The sequence below is a fragment of the Micromonospora taraxaci genome (genome assembly GCF_007830095.1).
Lineage (GTDB): Bacteria > Actinomycetota > Actinomycetes > Mycobacteriales > Micromonosporaceae > Micromonospora > Micromonospora taraxaci.
Genome location: NZ_VIWZ01000002.1, coordinates 329,235 through 345,391 on the forward strand (window position 1 = coordinate 329,235; position 16,157 = coordinate 345,391).

The following is a 16,157-nucleotide window of genomic DNA, read 5'->3' on the forward strand; positions in this document are numbered from 1 at the left end:
TGCGTTCGTTTGTGGCACGTCGTTTGCCTCCACGTTCGGTGCCGGCCGCCACGACTGATGACGGTGGCCGAAACCTAGGAGCGGTAACGATCATCGAGAAGCACCCGTAACCTGGCCGTAACGTCGGAAACAAGCTCGTAACACAACGGGTACTTTGCGCGTCATTTGGGAGCTGATTCGCGGTGTCGATGCGTTGGTTGTCCGTGCCGTCGATCGAGGCAGCCTTCGTCGTCTTCGACGCCCAGGGCTCCGGGTGTCGCTCCTACGGCGTCGAAGAGGCGGGCCAGCGCTGGTTCGTCAAGACGGCCACCACGGCGCCGAGCCGCGCGTCCCTCGACCGCGCCTGCGCGTTGCACGCCGCAGTCCGCCACCCGGCGATCGTCCGTCCAGTGCAGACAACCTACGGGCCGGCTGGCTCGACACTCGTCTACCCCTGGTACGACGGCGACGTCCTGAACCACGCCACAGCCCACGGTGCCGACCGCGAAGGGCTGGCCCGATTCCAGCAACTGCCAGTGCCGCAGGTGGAGGCGGCGCTCGACGCGATCCTCGACGCCCACCTCGCCGTCAGCGCCGCCGGGTTCGTCGCTGTCGACCTCTACGACGGCTGCTTCCTGTACGACTTCTCGAGCGAACGGATGCGCCTGATCGACCTCGACGAGTACCGGCCCGGGCCGTTCGTGCTCGACGCTGACCGTCTTCCCGGCTCTCGCCGCTACATGGCGCCGGAGGAGTTCTCCCGTGGCGCTGTGATCGACGAGCGGACCACAGTGCACCTGCTCGGCCGCACCCTGCACCACCTTCTCGACTCCGCGAAGGGCTGGCGGGGCAACGGCGAGCAGCGTCGGGTCGTGGAGCGGGCAACCAGAGAGATGCCGACCGCTCGATACGCCGACGTGCCAGCGCTGGTCCGCTCCTGGCGGTCGGCAGCATCATGAAGACGGGCAGCATCATGGCGGCGGCGCCTGGCGGTCGGCGGCATCCTGACGGCGATGGTGCCGAAGCCGCTCCGCTACTGGCTCGTGGTTTGGTTGCGGTGTGGGGTGTCCGGACCGAGCACGCCGACCAGTGGAGAGTTTGCCGGGGCGGCTGAGGACTTTACCACCAACCGCGTGGGCTGCCCTGGCCGGCCGAGCTGCGCGCCGGTCTCAAGGCTCCGGCGATCGCCGATCGGCTTACGTTCGTCGGTGGTAGTGGTTGCGGCGCGGGATTTGTTCGGGGTCGAGCCAGGCCGGCGGCACGAACTCGGGGTGGCCGTCGTCGCCGAGCCGCACCGTCCACTCGCCCCGGTGAACGTGTCGATGGTGATGACCGCAGAGCAGCGCGGCGTTGTCGAGGTTGGTCGGCCCGCCGTCAGCCCAGTGGTGGATGTGGTGGGCGGCGCACCAGCGGGGTGGTCGGTCGCAGCCGGGGAACGCGCAGCCGCCGTCGCGCAGCACCAGAGCCCGACGTAGCGCGCCGGTGACGAGTCGGCGTTGTCGACCCACGTCGAGGACCTGGCCTGCGCCGCCGAGGACGGCGGGCAGGATGGTGGCGTCGCAGGCCAGTCGGCGCACGGTGTCGGGGGTGAGCTGGAGACCGATGTCGAGCGCGCCGGCGGAGAGCTGTCGGGTCAGCCCGTCGTAGCTGGTGGTGACGACGATCTGGGCGGGGTCGCCGCCGCTGTCGGGTAGGTCGCCGGTGCGTAGGGCGAGTCGGCAGACGTCGGCGAGGGCGTCGTGGCGGCGTTGCCCGGCGCAGCGGGTGTCGTCGGGGCCTGCGGGTGCGCTCAGCGGGTCGATGGCGGCGCGCAGCAGGCCGGCGGCCTCGGCGTCGAGGGTGCCGCTGAGTCGCAGCCGCCCGTCGGTTTGCGCGGACAGCGTGAGGTGTCGGTCGCGGGTGGCGCGGGCGTCCTCGGCGGCCAGGGCCGCGGCAGCGGCGGCGTCGGCGAGGTCGGGGGCGACGTGGTCGAGGATGCGGGTGCCCATCCGACGCAGCAGGGTGGGGTCGAACTGCGCGGCCCAGTCGACGAGCACGCCGACGGCCTTGCCGGCGGTTTCGGTATCGGCGGTGGTCTGCACGGTGGTGGCCGTGTCGGCGATGACGCGGGCCTGGTCCAGGTTGATGGCGCCATCAGCCAGCGCTTGTCGGATGCCGGGGTTGCCGGTGTCCAGGGCGGTGGCGAGGTCGACCAGGCGGCGGGCGGCGGGAACGGTCATGCGCAGTCGTTCGCGTAGCCAGACCGCGGTGGTGGAGGCGCCCTGCGCGCGGGCGGTGCCGCGGCCGTCGATCTCGCGGACCAGGGTCAGGGTGACGGCGGCGAGGCGTTGCTGAAGACGGTGCGCAGCGTCGAGCGCGGCGATCAGCTCATGCTCGGTGAGGGGCCAGGCGGCCGTGTCGACGCAGGCAGCGACCGCGTCGTCCGCCTGCGCCAACTCCTCAACCATGACCAAAGACTAGAACAGGTGTACGACAAATTCAGTCGTCATGATCGATGCGCGGCGGCGGCGGTCGAGACGGCGGCCGCCCGACCGACCGCCATGGGGACCTGCTCAGCGCCTCTGCGGTGGCAGCGGCATGGAGGCCGTCCGACTCGCCCGGGGGGCGCTAATAGCCGGATCGGCCGCCACGGGCGCAGGCAAGTCGATCGGCGGTCACGTGCGCGGGATCGCCGGATCGGTGGCCGGGGGTGTCACTCACCCTGATGGCCGCAACAAGCCGGAGCCGTCAGGCGCGCCGGATCGCTCCCGGCCCGGCGTTGATGTCGATGTCGCCGCTCTCCACGTCGTGGCCGGCTGCGCAGCGGAGCACTGCGCGTACCGGCTCTCCGCAGTTGCGGTGGGTGGAGGTGACGGACGGGCCGGCCTCGTCGGCGGCCCAGGTGTCGCCCCAGTTGCGCAGTGCGGTGATCACGGGCAGGAGTTCGCGGCCCTTGCGGGTGAGTTGGTACTCGTGGCGGGTGCGCTGCCCCGGCTCCCGGTAGGGGATCCGTTCGAGCAGTTTGGCGGCGACCATCTCCTTGAGGCGGGCGGCCATGGCGGGCTCGCCGACGCCTACCCGGCGGACGAAGTCGTCGAAGCGGCGTGTGCCGAGCAGCGCCTCACGCATGATCAGGACGGTCGACCTGCTGCCCACGATGTCCATCGCCCGGGCCACCGAGCAGTTCGCAGTCGACCAGGAGTCGCGATCGTCTCGTAGGTCTTCCATGTGGTCCAGCCTACCTGACTTGCGTCGAAGCTAGCCAGGTGCTTCACTGGGACGCTGCTGGCTTATGCAGATGCAAGTCAGCCCGACCAGCATCGAGGACGCCAGTGACCACCAACACCACGGCCCCGACCGCAGCCGCGCCAGCCACTGCGCGGCCGTCGCTCGGCGGCTCTCGCGCGATGACCCTGATCGCCACGTGTCTGGGCGCGATGATCACGTTCCTGCAGATCACCGCGACCGTCTCTGCCCTGACGACCATCCAGCGTGACCTTCGGATCGACCCCACCACCGTGATCTGGATCCCCAGCGCCTACACCCTGGTCGTGGCGAGCATGGTGCTGTCCGCCGCCACGCTGGGCAATCGCTACGGACGCCGGCGCATGTTCGGCGCCGGCGTCATCGCCATGATCGTTGGCGGTGCCGTGGTGGCCGGTGCCCCCAACGCGGCCTGGGTGATCGTCGGGCAGTTGGTCGCCGGCCTCGGAGGGGCCCTGATCCTGCCCAATAGCCTCGCGATCCTGAGCGCGACCTTCACCGACCCGCACCGGCGCACCGAGGTCATCACCGCGTGGTCCGCAGCTTCCGGTGTCGGGCTCGCGGTCGGCCCGCTCATCGCCGGCGCGCTGCTACAGCACTACCAGTGGCACAGCGTCTACCTGTCGACCATCGTGCTGGGTGTGGTCACCCTCGTCGTCGCCGCCATCGGAGTGGCGGAGTCCCGGCCGAGTGCTGCCCGACTCGACGTACCCGGCCTGCTGCTCGGCACCGTCGCCATAGCCGCCGCCGTCTACGCGATGATCCAGGGTGGCAAGGACGGCTACACCAGCCCGGTGATGGTTGTCGCCTGGGTGGTGGCGGCTGTCGCACTCGTCGGGTTCGTGCTGGTCGAGTTGCGCACCAGCGCGCCGATGCTCGACGTTCGGCTGTTCCGGTCCGGTTCGTTCAGCGCCGTCATGGTCGTCGCCGCGGTGTCGTTGTTCGGCTTCACCGGCGTGGCCATCCTGATGGTCCTGTTCCACGAGCGCGCGCAGGCGCTCAGCCCGCTGGACACCGGCTGGCGGATGCTGGCGCTGTTCGGCGTCTACGCGGCTGCGGCCTTCGGAGCGGGGCGGCTGATTCGTCGTACCGGATTCAAGGCTCCCCTCACCGCCGGCCTCGTCCTCGGTGCCCTGGCCAGCTTCGGGCTGGCCGCCCAGGGCCCGACCACCCCGTTCGGCCAGCGTTGGCCACTGCTCGCGCTGTTCGGCGCAGCCAGTGCCCTGGTGGTGGCCCCGGCCACGGCGGCGGCGTTGGCGAGCGTCGCGCCTGCCCAGGCGGGCATGGCCTCCGGCGCGGTCAACGCCGCCCGTCAGGTGGGCTCGGTGATCGGCTCGTCCCTGCTCGGGACGCTGCTCACCACCACGATGCTGGCCGACCTCCCGGACCGGCTCGCCGCCCACCAGGTGGGTGAGCCGACTCGGACGGCCGTCCAGGCGGCGGTGGCCGCCGGTGCCACCGGCGACCAGCCACTGCCCGATCCGGTCCGGTCCGCGCTGGCCGAGGCGCTGACCTCTGGTGTCCAGGCGGGTCTGCGGATCAACGGCATCGTCTTCCTGGTGACCGCCGTGCTCGCGCTCACAGTGATCCGCAACCGGCCCCACGAGCACTAGAACCGGCTAGGCGGCGACTGCGTCCAGTTCCTCGATCGCGTCGGCCGGCAGCTTCAGGTCGGCTGCGGCGACGTTCTCCCGCAGGTGCGCCACGCTCGACGTGCCGGGGATCAGCACGGTGGTGGGGGAGCGCTGGAGCAGCCAGGCCAGGGCGACCTGCTGCGGCGAGGCACCCACTCGGGCGGCGACGCCGTCGAGCGTGTCGGACTGCAACGGCGTGAACCCACCGAGCGGGAAGAACGCGGCGAACGCGATGTTCTCCGCCGCGCACCTGTCGACGAGGGCGTCGTCCTGTCGGTTGGCGAGGTTGTAGAGGTTCTGCACCGTCACCACCGGTGCGATGGCCTGGGCCTCGGTGAGCTGGTTCAGCGTGACGCCGCTGAGCCCGAGGTGCCGGATCAGGCCCTGCTGCCGCAGCTCAGCGAGCGCGGCGAACTGCTCACCGACGGGCGCGTCAGTGGTGCTCTCCGACATGCCGACCCGCAGGTTGACCACGTCGAGGACCTCCAGGCCGAGGTGCCGGAGATTCTCCTGGACCTGGGCCTTCAGGGCCGCCGGCTCCAGGGAGGGAATCCAGGAGCCGTCGTCGCCGCGCCGCGCGCCGACCTTGGTGACCAGGTGCAGATCTTCGGGGTACGGGTGCAGCGCCTCCCGGATCAGCTCGTTGACCACCACCGGGCCGTAGAAGTCGCTCGTGTCGATGTGCCGGACCCCCAGGTCGACGGCCTCGCGGAGCACCGCGAGCGCCTGGTCGCGGTCGCGGGGAGGGCCGAATACCCCGGGGCCGGCCAACTGCATCGCCCCGTAACCCATCCGGCTCAGGGTGAGGCCGTCGGCCAGGGTCAGCGGGCCGCCGGGAAGGTTCTCGCTCATGTCGTCCTCGATCCGTCATCGCAGTGGTCAGTTGCGACTGTGCGCCGGCAGCCGTTCGGCCGGCAGGGCGAGTTGTTCCTGGTAGTGACACGACCAGTCACCGGTCGGCGAAGCGGCCTACCGTCGAGGACATGGACGCGACCAACCAGCTCGGCGACTTCCTGCGTGCCCGTCGGGAGCAGATCCGACCCGAGGATGTCGGGCTCGGTCCGGGCGTGGGTCTGCGCCGGGTGCCGGGGCTGCGGCGCGAGGAGGTGGCGATGCTGGCGGGCATCAGCGCCGACTACTACCTGCGGTTGGAGCAGGGACGCGAACGGCACCCCTCGGTGCAGGTCCTCGATGCGCTCGCCGGGGTGCTCGGGTTGGATCCGGAGGCGACCGCGTACATGATCGGGTTGACCCGGGTGCGTTCGCGCCGGGCGGCCCGGCCGTCCGTCGAGAGGGTGCCGGCCAGCATCCTGCACCTGCTGCGGCAGCTCTCCATGCCGGCCTTCGTGCAGAACCGCTACCTCGACATCCTGGCCTCGAACCCGATGGCCAGGGCGCTGTCGCCGAATCTCGCCCCGGGGGCCAACCGGCTCCGCGCGGTGTTCCTGGACGAGGCCGAGCGGGACCTGTTCCGGGACTGGCGGCAGGCGATGCAGAGCGTGGTGGGGCAGATGCGTGCCGACTCGGCCGGAGACGCGGACGACCCGCGGCTGGCCGCGTTGGTGGGGGAGCTGTCGATCAAGAGCGACTGCTTTCGCCGGTTGTGGGCACGCCATGAGGTGCGTCGCCGCGAGGGCATCATCAGCCGACTCCACCATCCGGAGGTGGGTGACCTCGACCTGTACTGCGACAAGTTGGCGGTAGCGGGCGCCGACGGGCAGCTGCTGGTGATCTACCACGCCGAGCCCGGCACGGAGTCGGCGCGCTCGTTGGCTCTGCTCGGCTCGATCGCCGCCAGCACTGCTGACGACGTCCCGGACAGCCTCCGGCCCGGCGATCCGGCCCGTCTCTACCCGCTGGAGTGAGCGCCGCCGGTCAGCGTTGGCGCGGGGTCGTCTGGGGCGGTGGGCTTGACGATTCATTGTTTGTGAGTGCACACTTACAAACATGCGATCGACCGCCGAGGCCCGCCGGGTCACCGTCCTGAACGCCGCCGTGTCGGCGTTCGCCCGCACCGGCTTCCATGCCACGCCGGTCACCGCCGTGGCCGCCGCCGCGGGCATCTCCGAGGCGTACGTCTTCCGGCTCTTCTCCGGCAAGCTCGGGTTGTTCGTGGCGGCTGCCGGTGCGTGCTTCGAACGGATCGCCACGGCGATCGAGGCCGGGGCGGAGCGCGCCGCGGGTGGCAGCCCGGAGGAGGTGCTCGACGCGATGGGCCGTGCCTACGCCGAGCTGATCGCCGACCGCGATCTGCTGCTCTTCCAGGTTCAGGCGCAGGCCGTCACGGACATCCCGGAGATCGCCGAGGCGGTCCGCGCCGGCTACCGCCGAGTCGCGACCTTCGTGCAGGACCGGGCCGGTGCCAGCGACGCGCAGGTGCAGCAGTTCTTCGCGTACGGGCAGCTCTGCCACCTGATCGTGACCGCCGGTCTGGAGCAGGTGCCCGAGCCGTGGGCTCGCGCTCTGACCGCCGGCATCCGCCACCCCTGATCCGACTCCCGACAGTGGGCCGCGCTGGCGGTCCATTTTTCGGACGTCACAAGTGTGTGAGTGCACACTTACAAACAAGAGGGAGAAACCAATGACCACCGACACGACGATCACCGAAGTGGTGCTGCCCGGCGTGGTCGAGCCCGACGGGCTCCAGCTGCACCGACGCGCCATGCCCGCACCCGGACGCGGGCAGGCCCTCGTCCAGGTCGAAGCCACCGGCATCTCGTTCGCCGAGCAGCAGATGCGCCGGGCCCTCTACCCCGGCCAGCCGAAGTTCCCGTTCGTGCCCGGCTACGACCTCGTCGGCACGGTCCGGGCCGTCGGCCCCGGCGGTGACGACTCGCTGATCGGCACCCGGGTGGCGGCGGTCACCAAGACCGGCGCCTGGGCCACCCACGCACTCGTCGACGTCGACGTCCTGACCCCCGTGCCGGCGGACCTCGATCCCGCCGAGGCCGAGACCGTGGTGGTCAACGGGGTGACCGCCTGGCAGATGCTGCGCGGCGCGGACCTGCGGGCCGGGCAGACCATCCTCGTGCACGGCGCGAACGGTGGCGTCGGAACCGTGCTCGTCCAACTCGGCCGCCACCTCGGCCTGCGGGTCATCGGCACCGCCGCCGCACGGCACCACGCAGGCCTGCGCGACCTCGGCGTCGAACCACTCGACTACCGCGATCCGGACCTGGCCGCACGGGTCCGTGAGCTGTCGCCGGGCGGCGTCGACGCCGTCTTCGACCCGGTCGCCGGCCCCGGCGTCCGCACCTCGTACGGCCTGCTCGCCCCCGGCGGCAAGCTGGTCGTCTACGGCAACGCCGCCGCCGTGGGCACCGGGCAGTCGGTGCTGTGGGTCTTCGTGAAGCTGCTGGCCCGCCTGTACACCTGGAACGCGCTGCCCAACGGCCACCGGGCCGGCTTCTACAACTTCTGGGCCGGCAACCTCACTCGACGCGCCTCGTTCCGGCGTCGCCTGCGCGGCGACCTCGGCATCGTGCTCGACCTGCTGCGGCAGGGAGTGATCGTGCCGCAGATCGCCGCCCGCTACCCGCTCGGCGAGGTCTCCACCGCACTGGTGTTCGCCGAAACCCGCAGTCGGGCCGGCAAGGTGGTGCTCGAGCCCTGATCCTCGACTACGTCGAGGGCATCGGCGGTTCGGGCGGGTTCCCGTGGGCCCGGATGCTGTCGGCGACGGCGACCCCGGCGAGCACCAGGGTCGCTGCGAGGCCGGCCACCAGTGCCGGGGTGAGCACCAGGACGGGGCCCGCGACCGCCAACACGAGCAGCGCGAGCAGTCGAGACGGCGAGACGCGACTGAACACCTCGTACTCGAACCGGGCACGTCCAAGCAGGAACAACGCAGGCCCGCCGAGAAGGACGCCGACCAACCACGGCGACGCCCTCTCGGCGGGGTGGGCGATGACGGCTTCGAAGCCCGCGGAGGCGGCCACGATGCCGGCCACCATGAGTAGGTGGGTGTTGGGCGCGGAGCGTACGAACCCGCCCGGGTCCCGGGACGCCTCGATGACGGCTTTCAGCAGGGCCCCGGCGCGGTGGACGTAGATCTGCCACAGCAGCACTGCCGTGGTGAAACCGACCAGGAGTGCCGCCGTCCGGTCGAGGGTCAGGTCGTGGGCGGCATAGGTCAGGGTGATGATGAGGATGAGGTCGCCGAGGGCGAGCGTGAAGATCTGCTGGTACCGCTCCGCCAGATGGTCGGCAGCCACGGCGTAGCGGGGTGCGGGTAGACGACCGATCCTCGGTGTGGGGTAACGAAGCCAGGCAACCGCGTAGTCGACAACGAGCGCGGCGGTCCACAACAGGCCCCGCGCCGGACCGCTCACGAAGGCGCCGGCGAGCCACGGTACCGCGGACACCGCGAACCAGAACATGAACCGACCGAAGTGTTGCTGCGCCAGGCGGCCGCTTGGCACGGCGACGAGGAACGCACCGCGCCCCACCTGGATCGCCACGTACGCGCCCGCGAAGATCAGGCCATGCCCTGCGAAGGCTCCGGGCAGCGCACCCGCCATCAGGATCGTCCCGAACATCACCCACAGCGTCATCGCGAAGATCGGGGGGCGACCGGGGTGGTGGAGTTCGGTCGACAGCGCGCTGGCCGCCCAGACCCACCAGACGGCCATCAACAGCACCACGGTTTCGAAGACCCCGACCCAGTCGAGACGCTGGGCCAGGGTTCGTGATGTCAGGGCGAGTGCGGCAACGAAGACCAGGTCGAGGAAGAGTTCCAGCAGGGTCGCCCGTTGGGGCCCTTCATCCTCGCGGGCCAGCCCTACCGCTTGGTCGGTCGTCATCAGCTGCCCGCCTACCTGCCCTGACCCCTCGATCCTAGTGATATTTCGACCATAACCAGGGCAAAGCTGCTGGCTGGCCTCCATCCGGTGACTCAGCCGGCACGGTGGCCGAACCGTCCGGTACGCGCCCGACGTTGGTCGGTCCGGCAGCGGTGCTTGTGTAGCCGCAGGTCGAGAGGGCGTACGGTGGACATGTCGCCCGGGACCCCGGTGGCCGCCAGACGCCGTCGCCACCAGCCCGTCAGGGGCGTTATCGATCGCCGTTCCCGCCACCGCGACCTGCTGGCCGTGTCGGCCCCTTGCCGGCCACGTCCCGGCCGTCGGGTTTCGCCCGTCATCGCGGTCGCCACATTCGGTGGTCCGGATCCGACCTGCGCGTGTGCGCACGACCGTCCGTGCGAACGATCGTTTCGAACGCCTTTACCAGGAACGCCTTTACCAGGGGAGCACCGAATGAGGATCGCCAGGGACCGGATCATCACCGCACTTCGCGACCGGGGCCAGCAGGCCCGAGCGGACTGGGTCGAGCGCGAGCTGCCGGAGCGCGTGGACCCGGCGAAGCACTCCGGGCTGCTCGCCACCCTGCACCTCAACCCAGCTGATCTCGTTGACGCGGCCTCTCCGTGAGGGTGGCGCTGCTCGGGCCGGTCGCCTGGCGTACGCCCCCGCACCACTACGGCCCGTGGGAGCAGGTGACCGGCCTGCTCGCCGAGGGGCTGGTCAGCCGGGGCGTCGACGTGACGCTCTTCGCGACACTGGACTCCGTCACCTCCGCACAGCTCGACGGGGTGTGCCCACGCGGGTACGCCGACGACCCGGACCTGGACGGTCGGGTGTGGGAGGCGATGCACGTCTCCCACGCGATGGCCCGCTCGGCGCAGTACGACCTGGTGCACAGTCACCTGGACTGGCTGCCCCTGGCGTTCGCGGAGCACTGCCGTGCTCCGCTGCTGACCACAGTGCACGGTTTCTCCGGCGCGGGGATCCTGCCCGCCTACGCCCGAGCCCGCTCGTCGTACGTGTCGATCTCCGACGCCGATCGGGCACCGGAACTCGACTACGTCGCCACGGTCTACCACGGAGTCGACGTCGGTGGACTGCCGTTCACCAGCGAGGCCGGCTCCGGGCTGGCCGCCTTCGGTCGGATCCACCCGGACAAGGGCACCCACACCGCGATCGAGATCGCCCGCCGTGCCGGCCGGCCACTGACCATCTGCGGGATCGTGCAGGACGAGCGGTACTTCGCCGAAGAGGTGGCCCCGCACATCGACGGCGACCAGGTCGTCTTCCTCGGGTCGGTGGGCCCGCGTCGGCGCGCCGAGGTGCTGGGTGGCAGCACCGCGTTGCTGCACCCGATCGCCTTCGACGAACCGTTCGGGCTGTCGGTGGTGGAATCGATGGTCTGTGGCACACCTGTCGTCGCCTACCAGCGGGGGTCCATGCCGGAGGTCGTCGACGAGGGGGTCACGGGCTTCCTCGTGCACACCGTCGACCAGGCTGTCGAAGCGGTCACCCGGGCCACCAGCCTCGATCGGGTGGAGTGCCGGGAGCAGGCGCGGAAGCGCTTCGGCGCGGACCGGATGGTCACCGACTACCTCGCCGTCTACGACCAGCTCGTCCACGGCTGAACCACCCGTTCCGCCGGTCACACACGCTGGCCGGCGTGCGCCGCCTCGCGTGAGGCTCGCCCCCGTACTCCAGGGGTGGCCGACAACCGGAAGGCCCGACACTCATGCCCAGCTATGGATTCCTCAGTACCCACCCACCGACCCGGTGCGGACTGGCCACCTTCAACGCGGCCCTCGCGGCCCAGCTGACCGCCGACGGCACACCGGGTGGCATCGTCCGGGTCGCCGGCCAGGGCGACGACCAACGGCCCGTGCCCGGGGTCGTGCACACCTGGTCGGCGGGTACCCCAGCCGGCTGGCGGGACGCGGCGGCCGCTCTGAACGCGTATGACGTGGCGATCGTCCAGCACGAGTACGGCATCTACCCCGGCACCGACGGCGAGGACGTTCTGCCGTTGTTGCGTCGGCTCAGCGTGCCGAGCATCGTGGTCCTGCACACCGTGCTCCGACAGCCCTCCGCCCGGCAGAAGTCCCTGCTGGAGCAGATCGTGGCCACCGCCGGCGCGGTCGTCACGATGACCGACACGGCCCGCGACCGGCTGCTCGTCGGGTACGCCGTGCCGGCGGGCAAGGTGACGGTCATCCCGCACGGAGCCGCCGAGCTCGCCGGTGTGCCCGTCGATCGGCGCACCCGTCCGCACCTGCTGACCTGGGGGCTGCTCGGGCCGGGCAAGGGCATCGAGTGGTCGTTGCGGGCCCTCGCACGGTTGCAGGATCTGGAACCGACTCCCACCTACACGGTGGCCGGGCGGACCCACCCGAAGGTGATCGAGCACCACGGTGAGGCGTACCGGGCGGGGCTGCACCAGCTCGGCGCCCAGTTGGGCGTCGCGCACGCCGTCGACTACCAGGACGTCTACCACGACCAGGAGGCGCTGGGCCGGTTGATCCGCTCCGCCGACGTGGTCGTCCTGCCCTACGACTCCCGCGAACAGGTCACCTCCGGCGTACTCATCGAAGCGGTGGCCGCCGGGGTGCCCGTCGTGGCGACGGCGTTCCCGCACGCCGTCGAGCTGCTGACCGGTGGGCCAGGGTTGGTCGTACCCCACCAGAACCCGGCGGCGCTGGCGAAGGCGATCCGGCGGGTCCTGACCGAGCCGGGTCTGTCCGCCCGGTTGGCCGGGCGGGTCCGCCCGTTGGCCGCGCACCTGCGGTGGCCTGCGGTGGCGGCCCGCTACAGCACCCTCGCCGAAGGACTCATCGAGGCCCGCTCACCCGCCGTCAGCGCCGTGCCGGCATGACCGCGACCACCGGACGCCCCTGGACCTCGACGAGTGGGCGCTGGGTAAAGGCACCCGCGCCGAGCTTCGCGCACCTGGCCCGGCTGAGCGACGACACCGGTCTGTTCGAGCACGCCCGGCACGCCATCGTCCGCCGCGAGCACGGCTACTGCACCGACGACGTGGCCCGCGGCCTGGTGGTCGTCAGCCGGGAGCCGGAACCGAGCGAGGAGCTGCTCCGGCTCGCCGAGCGCTACCTCGCGTTCCTGACCCACGCTCAGGACACCGGCGGCGCGTTCCGCAACCGACTCGGGCACGACCGGCGCTGGGCCGACGAACCAGGGCTGGGCGACTGGTGGGGTCGGGCGCTGTGGGGCCTGGGCACGGCCATCGCCCGTAGCCCCGCCCCCTGGGTACGGGAGGAGGCGTTGGTCGCCTTCAGCCGGGGTGCCAGCCGACGCGCCAAAGCGCCGCACACGATGGCCTTCGCCGGTCTGGGCGCGGCCGAGGTGCTCCGCCGCCACCCGGGCCACGTCGCCGCGGCGTCGCTGCTGGCGGACGCGGCAGCCGCGGTCGGCCGGGCCGGGTCCGACCCGCGCTGGCCGTGGCCACGGCAGGAGCTGACCTACGCGAACGCCGCCCTCGCCGAGGTGGTCATCGCCGCCAGCCAGCTACGCGAGGGTGGCCCGCCCCTCGACGACGGGCTGCGGATGCTGAGCTGGCTGCGCGACGTCCAGCTCCGCGACGGGCGGCTGTCGGTCGTACCCGCTCGCGGCTGGCGGCACGGTGCCGTCCGGCTGCACCACGACCAGCAGCCGATCGAGGTCGCCGCCTTCGCCGACGCCTGCGCCACGGCGGCCACAGTCACCGGGGATCCCGCGTGGGACGCCGGGGTGCGGCAGGCGGTGGGGTGGTTCCTCGGCGACAACGACCTCGGCACGCCGATGTGGGATCCGGCGACCGGTGGTGGCTACGACGGGTTGACCGCGCACGGGCCCAACCTCAACCAGGGCGCCGAGTCCACCCTCGCGCTCATCTCCACGCTGCAACACGCCCGGCGGTGGTCGTGACCCGGAGTCTGGCCGTCCGGCAGGACGTCACCCTCACCCCGGATCCACGCCGGGTCATCATCAAGCTCTTCGTTCCCGGTGAGGACGCCGCGGTCGTCCGCACCCGCGCGCGGGCGCTCATCGACCGGGTCGCGCACCTCGACGACGAGGAGACCGGCCGGCTGCTGCGGGACACGTTCGACCGGTTCGGCGCCCGGCACCGCGACCTGGCCGGCACGTTCCACCACCACTACGACCTGGTCCGGCACCGGGCCGCTCGGGCCGGAGACCTCTCGCCGACCAGCCGCCTGCTGGTCGGCGCCTATTTCAGCCACGAGTACGCGGTCGAGGCCGCCGCCCTGTGCAACCCGTCGATGGTGGCCCACCCGGACCAGACCGATCTCGGCGACGGGCAGCTGCGCGTCGCGGTCAGCCTGCGTCAGGTCGGGGAAGGGCACGTGTCGTCCATCGGATTCGCCACCGCGGTGATCGGACCCGGGCGACAGCTCGCGGTCGCCGACCGGGCCGGCCCGTTGGTCGTCGGGCAGCGGATGGGCGTGCGGCACCGTCGGGACCTGCTCGTCGCCGGCCTGGCCGAGGAGGACTGCGACAACGAGGTCACCGCCACGGTGTTGGATGCCCTGCCCGAGCGATACGACGAGGCCACCTTCGAGCGGGTGCTGGGCGCACTGCCGTCCGATCTGCTCACCCGTAGCACCGGGATGGGCACCGTCGAACAACTACGTCGTACCAACGCCGGTAGCTACGCCACGGCCTTCCCCGCCGACACGGCTCTGCACCAACGGGTGCTCTGGCCAGCCTCCCCGGCGGAGAGCAACGGCATGGAAGACGCGCGGTTCGTCCGGTTCGTCGACGAGTCCGGGCCGGTGTACCGGGCCACCTACACCGCCTACGACGGCCGGAGCATCGCCACCCGCACTCTGGTCAGCGACGACCTGCGCCGCTTCGAGATGACTCCGATGCGTGGTCCGGGCGCTCGCAACAAGGGGATCGCGCTGTTCCCGCGTACCGTCGGCGGCCGGCACCTGGCGCTGTGCCGCGCCGACGGCGAAACCATCGGCCTGACCACCCTGGACGGCGAGAACCGCTGGCAGGCCCCGGTCCCGCTGCACGCTCCGGCCGAGAGCTGGGAGTTGATCCAGGTCGGCAACTGCGGATCTCCCATCGAGACCGACGTCGGCTGGCTCGTGCTGACCCACGGTGTCGGTCCGATGCGTCGGTACGCGATCGGCGCGCTCCTGCTCGACCTGCACCGACCGGAGCGGATCGTCGCGCACCTACCCGGCGTGCTCCTGGCACCTGAGGAGGACGACCGGGACGGGTACGTCCCCAACGTCGTCTACTCCTGTGGTGGGCTCGTGCACGACGGCGAGCTGTGGTTGCCCTACGGGGCGAGTGACGCCCGGGTGGGTTTCGCCACGGTGCCGGTGCCTGCTCTCCTGGCCGCGATGGTGGAGGTTCCGCCATCGGGCGAGCGTGGTGGATGACCGTTGGTGGTGCTGCCCCGGCGGCCGGCTGGTCACCGGCCGCCGGGGCACATCGGTCAGGACTCGAACCTCCGGCGACGGTAGAGGAGCAGCAGGGCTCCGCCGCTGGCGATGGCGACGCTACCGATTCCGGTCAGGACGGGCAGCAGGGAGCTGCCGCCGCTGGCACCGGTGACGGGCAGCGTCGTACGGGTCGGTCGTGCCGTGGGCTGACCGGTCGGTGTGCCGGTGGGCTGGCCCGTCGGTGTCCCAGTGGGTTGGCCCGTCGGAGTGCCGGTGGGCTGGCCCGTCGGTGTGCCCGTCGGGGTCTGGGTGGGCGTCCCGGTCGGCTGGAGGCAGACGGGAGCGTTGATGGTGTTGGTGTCGAGGGTGACAGCGCCGGTCTGTGCCAGGGCGCGGCCCTGGAGGGTGGCGCCGGTGTTCATGGTGATCGAGGTCTGGGCCAGGATGTTGCCCATGAAACGGGTGCCGGTGCCGAGCGTGGCCGAGCTGCCCACCTGCCAGTAGACGTTGCAGGGCGAGGCGCCGTTGATGAACACCACGCTGCTGTTGGACGCGGTGATGAGGGTGGACTCGATCTGGAAGATGAACACCGCTGCCGGGTCACCCTGGCTGTTGAGCGTCAGGGCTCCGGTCAGCTGCGCGGCGCCGAGCCGGTAGACCCCGGGGATCAGTGTGGATCCGCCCAGTTCCGCGGGCAGGTTGGTGAACGGGGTCCGACCGGCCGCGTCGTTGTAGGCGGTGGTCAGGTCGTTCTTGGCCTGCAGGGCGACGGCGTCGCCGAGGTGAATCTCACCGGCCACGACTCCGGGCGGGAACCCGGGCGCGGTGTTGCCGGGGCTGACGCCGAGGCTTTGGGCGAGGAAGCTCGGCCCGGTGTTGGTGACGGTCGTGCCGGCCAGCACCGAGAAGTTCGCGGCCGTTCCCAGGCCCACCGGTGCTTCGGCGGCGCTCGCGCCGGTGCCACTGAAGATCAGTACGGCGGCGGCTGTGCTGCTGGCGGCGATGGCCGCCAGTCCGGACAGTAGCGCGCGGCGCGGATGGCGGATCAGTTTGGTTGTCACTACGTGCCCTTTCGCGAAGGCATCTCACCG

The 16,157-nt window shown here is 71.3% G+C and carries 15 protein-coding genes; 10 read left to right on the forward strand and 5 right to left on the reverse strand.

Annotated features, from left to right (window positions below; translation table 11 throughout):
- The first annotated feature begins 188 nt into the window (after positions 1 to 188).
- The gene (locus FHU34_RS30605; protein ID WP_145786477.1) at positions 189 to 938 is read left to right on the forward strand and encodes a protein kinase family protein; all 750 of its coding nucleotides are present in this window, start codon (positions 189 to 191) and stop codon (positions 936 to 938) included.
- Between the two features lie 237 nt (positions 939 to 1,175).
- Here FHU34_RS30605 and FHU34_RS30610 read toward each other — a convergent pair whose 3' ends face one another.
- Together FHU34_RS30610 and FHU34_RS30615 are read right to left on the reverse strand one after the other, a co-directional pair.
- The gene (locus FHU34_RS30610) at positions 1,176 to 2,426 is read right to left on the reverse strand and encodes an HNH endonuclease signature motif containing protein (RefSeq protein WP_145786104.1); all 1,251 of its coding nucleotides are present in this window, start codon (positions 2,424 to 2,426) and stop codon (positions 1,176 to 1,178) included.
- Between the two features lie 280 nt (positions 2,427 to 2,706).
- Positions 2,707 to 3,186: a winged helix-turn-helix transcriptional regulator gene (locus FHU34_RS30615; RefSeq protein WP_145786105.1), complete on the reverse strand. Its 480-nt coding sequence runs from the start codon at positions 3,184 to 3,186 to the stop codon at positions 2,707 to 2,709.
- 104 nt (positions 3,187 to 3,290) lie between these two features.
- Here FHU34_RS30615 and FHU34_RS30620 point away from each other — a divergent pair, with 104 nt between their 5' ends.
- Positions 3,291 to 4,835, forward strand: coding sequence for an MFS transporter (locus tag FHU34_RS30620; protein ID WP_244312058.1), 1,545 nt, complete (start codon positions 3,291 to 3,293; stop codon positions 4,833 to 4,835).
- A 6-nt stretch (positions 4,836 to 4,841) separates the two neighbouring features.
- Here the strand turns inward: FHU34_RS30620 and FHU34_RS30625 are convergent, their stop codons facing one another.
- Positions 4,842 to 5,708, reverse strand: a complete 867-nt coding sequence (locus FHU34_RS30625) for an oxidoreductase (protein WP_145786106.1) — start codon at positions 5,706 to 5,708, stop codon at positions 4,842 to 4,844.
- A gap of 131 nt (positions 5,709 to 5,839) precedes the next feature.
- On the opposite strand from FHU34_RS30625, the gene FHU34_RS30630 reads away from it, so the two are divergent.
- The 3 genes from FHU34_RS30630 (at position 5,840) to FHU34_RS30640 (ending at position 8,469) form a co-directional block, all read left to right on the forward strand.
- The gene (locus FHU34_RS30630) at positions 5,840 to 6,721 is read left to right on the forward strand and encodes a helix-turn-helix domain-containing protein (protein ID WP_145786107.1); all 882 of its coding nucleotides are present in this window, start codon (positions 5,840 to 5,842) and stop codon (positions 6,719 to 6,721) included.
- A gap of 82 nt (positions 6,722 to 6,803) precedes the next feature.
- Entirely contained in the window at positions 6,804 to 7,346 is a 543-nt protein-coding gene (locus FHU34_RS30635) for a TetR/AcrR family transcriptional regulator (protein ID WP_145786108.1), read from the forward strand.
- Between the two features lie 91 nt (positions 7,347 to 7,437).
- Positions 7,438 to 8,469, forward strand: a complete 1,032-nt coding sequence (locus FHU34_RS30640; RefSeq protein ID WP_145786109.1) for a medium chain dehydrogenase/reductase family protein — start codon at positions 7,438 to 7,440, stop codon at positions 8,467 to 8,469.
- Positions 8,470 to 8,476: 7 nt separating this feature from the next.
- Here FHU34_RS30640 and FHU34_RS30645 read toward each other — a convergent pair whose 3' ends face one another.
- Positions 8,477 to 9,658, reverse strand: a complete 1,182-nt coding sequence (locus FHU34_RS30645) for a low temperature requirement protein A (protein WP_145786110.1) — start codon at positions 9,656 to 9,658, stop codon at positions 8,477 to 8,479.
- A gap of 453 nt (positions 9,659 to 10,111) precedes the next feature.
- Between FHU34_RS30645 and FHU34_RS33170 the strand changes: the two genes are divergently transcribed.
- The 5 genes from FHU34_RS33170 to FHU34_RS30665 all read left to right on the forward strand — a co-directional run bounded on the left by FHU34_RS33170 (position 10,112) and on the right by FHU34_RS30665 (position 15,063).
- A complete protein-coding gene (locus FHU34_RS33170) occupies positions 10,112 to 10,285 on the forward strand; it encodes a hypothetical protein (RefSeq protein WP_167524987.1) in 174 nt (57 codons plus the stop codon).
- Positions 10,282 to 11,286, forward strand: a complete 1,005-nt coding sequence (locus FHU34_RS30650; protein WP_145786111.1) for a glycosyltransferase family 4 protein — start codon at positions 10,282 to 10,284, stop codon at positions 11,284 to 11,286. Before FHU34_RS33170 ends, FHU34_RS30650 begins: the two co-directional genes overlap by 4 nt.
- Before the next feature lie 104 nt (positions 11,287 to 11,390).
- Complete coding sequence (locus tag FHU34_RS30655) at positions 11,391 to 12,527, forward strand: glycosyltransferase (protein ID WP_145786112.1); 1,137 nt, start codon at positions 11,391 to 11,393, stop codon at positions 12,525 to 12,527.
- Complete coding sequence (locus FHU34_RS30660; RefSeq protein ID WP_145786113.1) at positions 12,524 to 13,576, forward strand: glycosyltransferase; 1,053 nt, start codon at positions 12,524 to 12,526, stop codon at positions 13,574 to 13,576. The genes FHU34_RS30655 and FHU34_RS30660 overlap by 4 nt, the downstream gene beginning before the upstream one ends.
- Positions 13,573 to 15,063, forward strand: a complete 1,491-nt coding sequence (locus FHU34_RS30665; RefSeq protein WP_145786114.1) for a glycoside hydrolase family 130 protein — start codon at positions 13,573 to 13,575, stop codon at positions 15,061 to 15,063. Before FHU34_RS30660 ends, FHU34_RS30665 begins: the two co-directional genes overlap by 4 nt.
- Positions 15,064 to 15,119: 56 nt before the next feature.
- Here the strand turns inward: FHU34_RS30665 and FHU34_RS30670 are convergent, their stop codons facing one another.
- On the reverse strand, positions 15,120 to 16,127 hold the full coding sequence (locus tag FHU34_RS30670) for an ice-binding family protein (RefSeq protein ID WP_244312059.1): 1,008 nt from the start codon (positions 16,125 to 16,127) through the stop codon (positions 15,120 to 15,122).
- Positions 16,128 to 16,157: the final 30 nt, after the last annotated feature.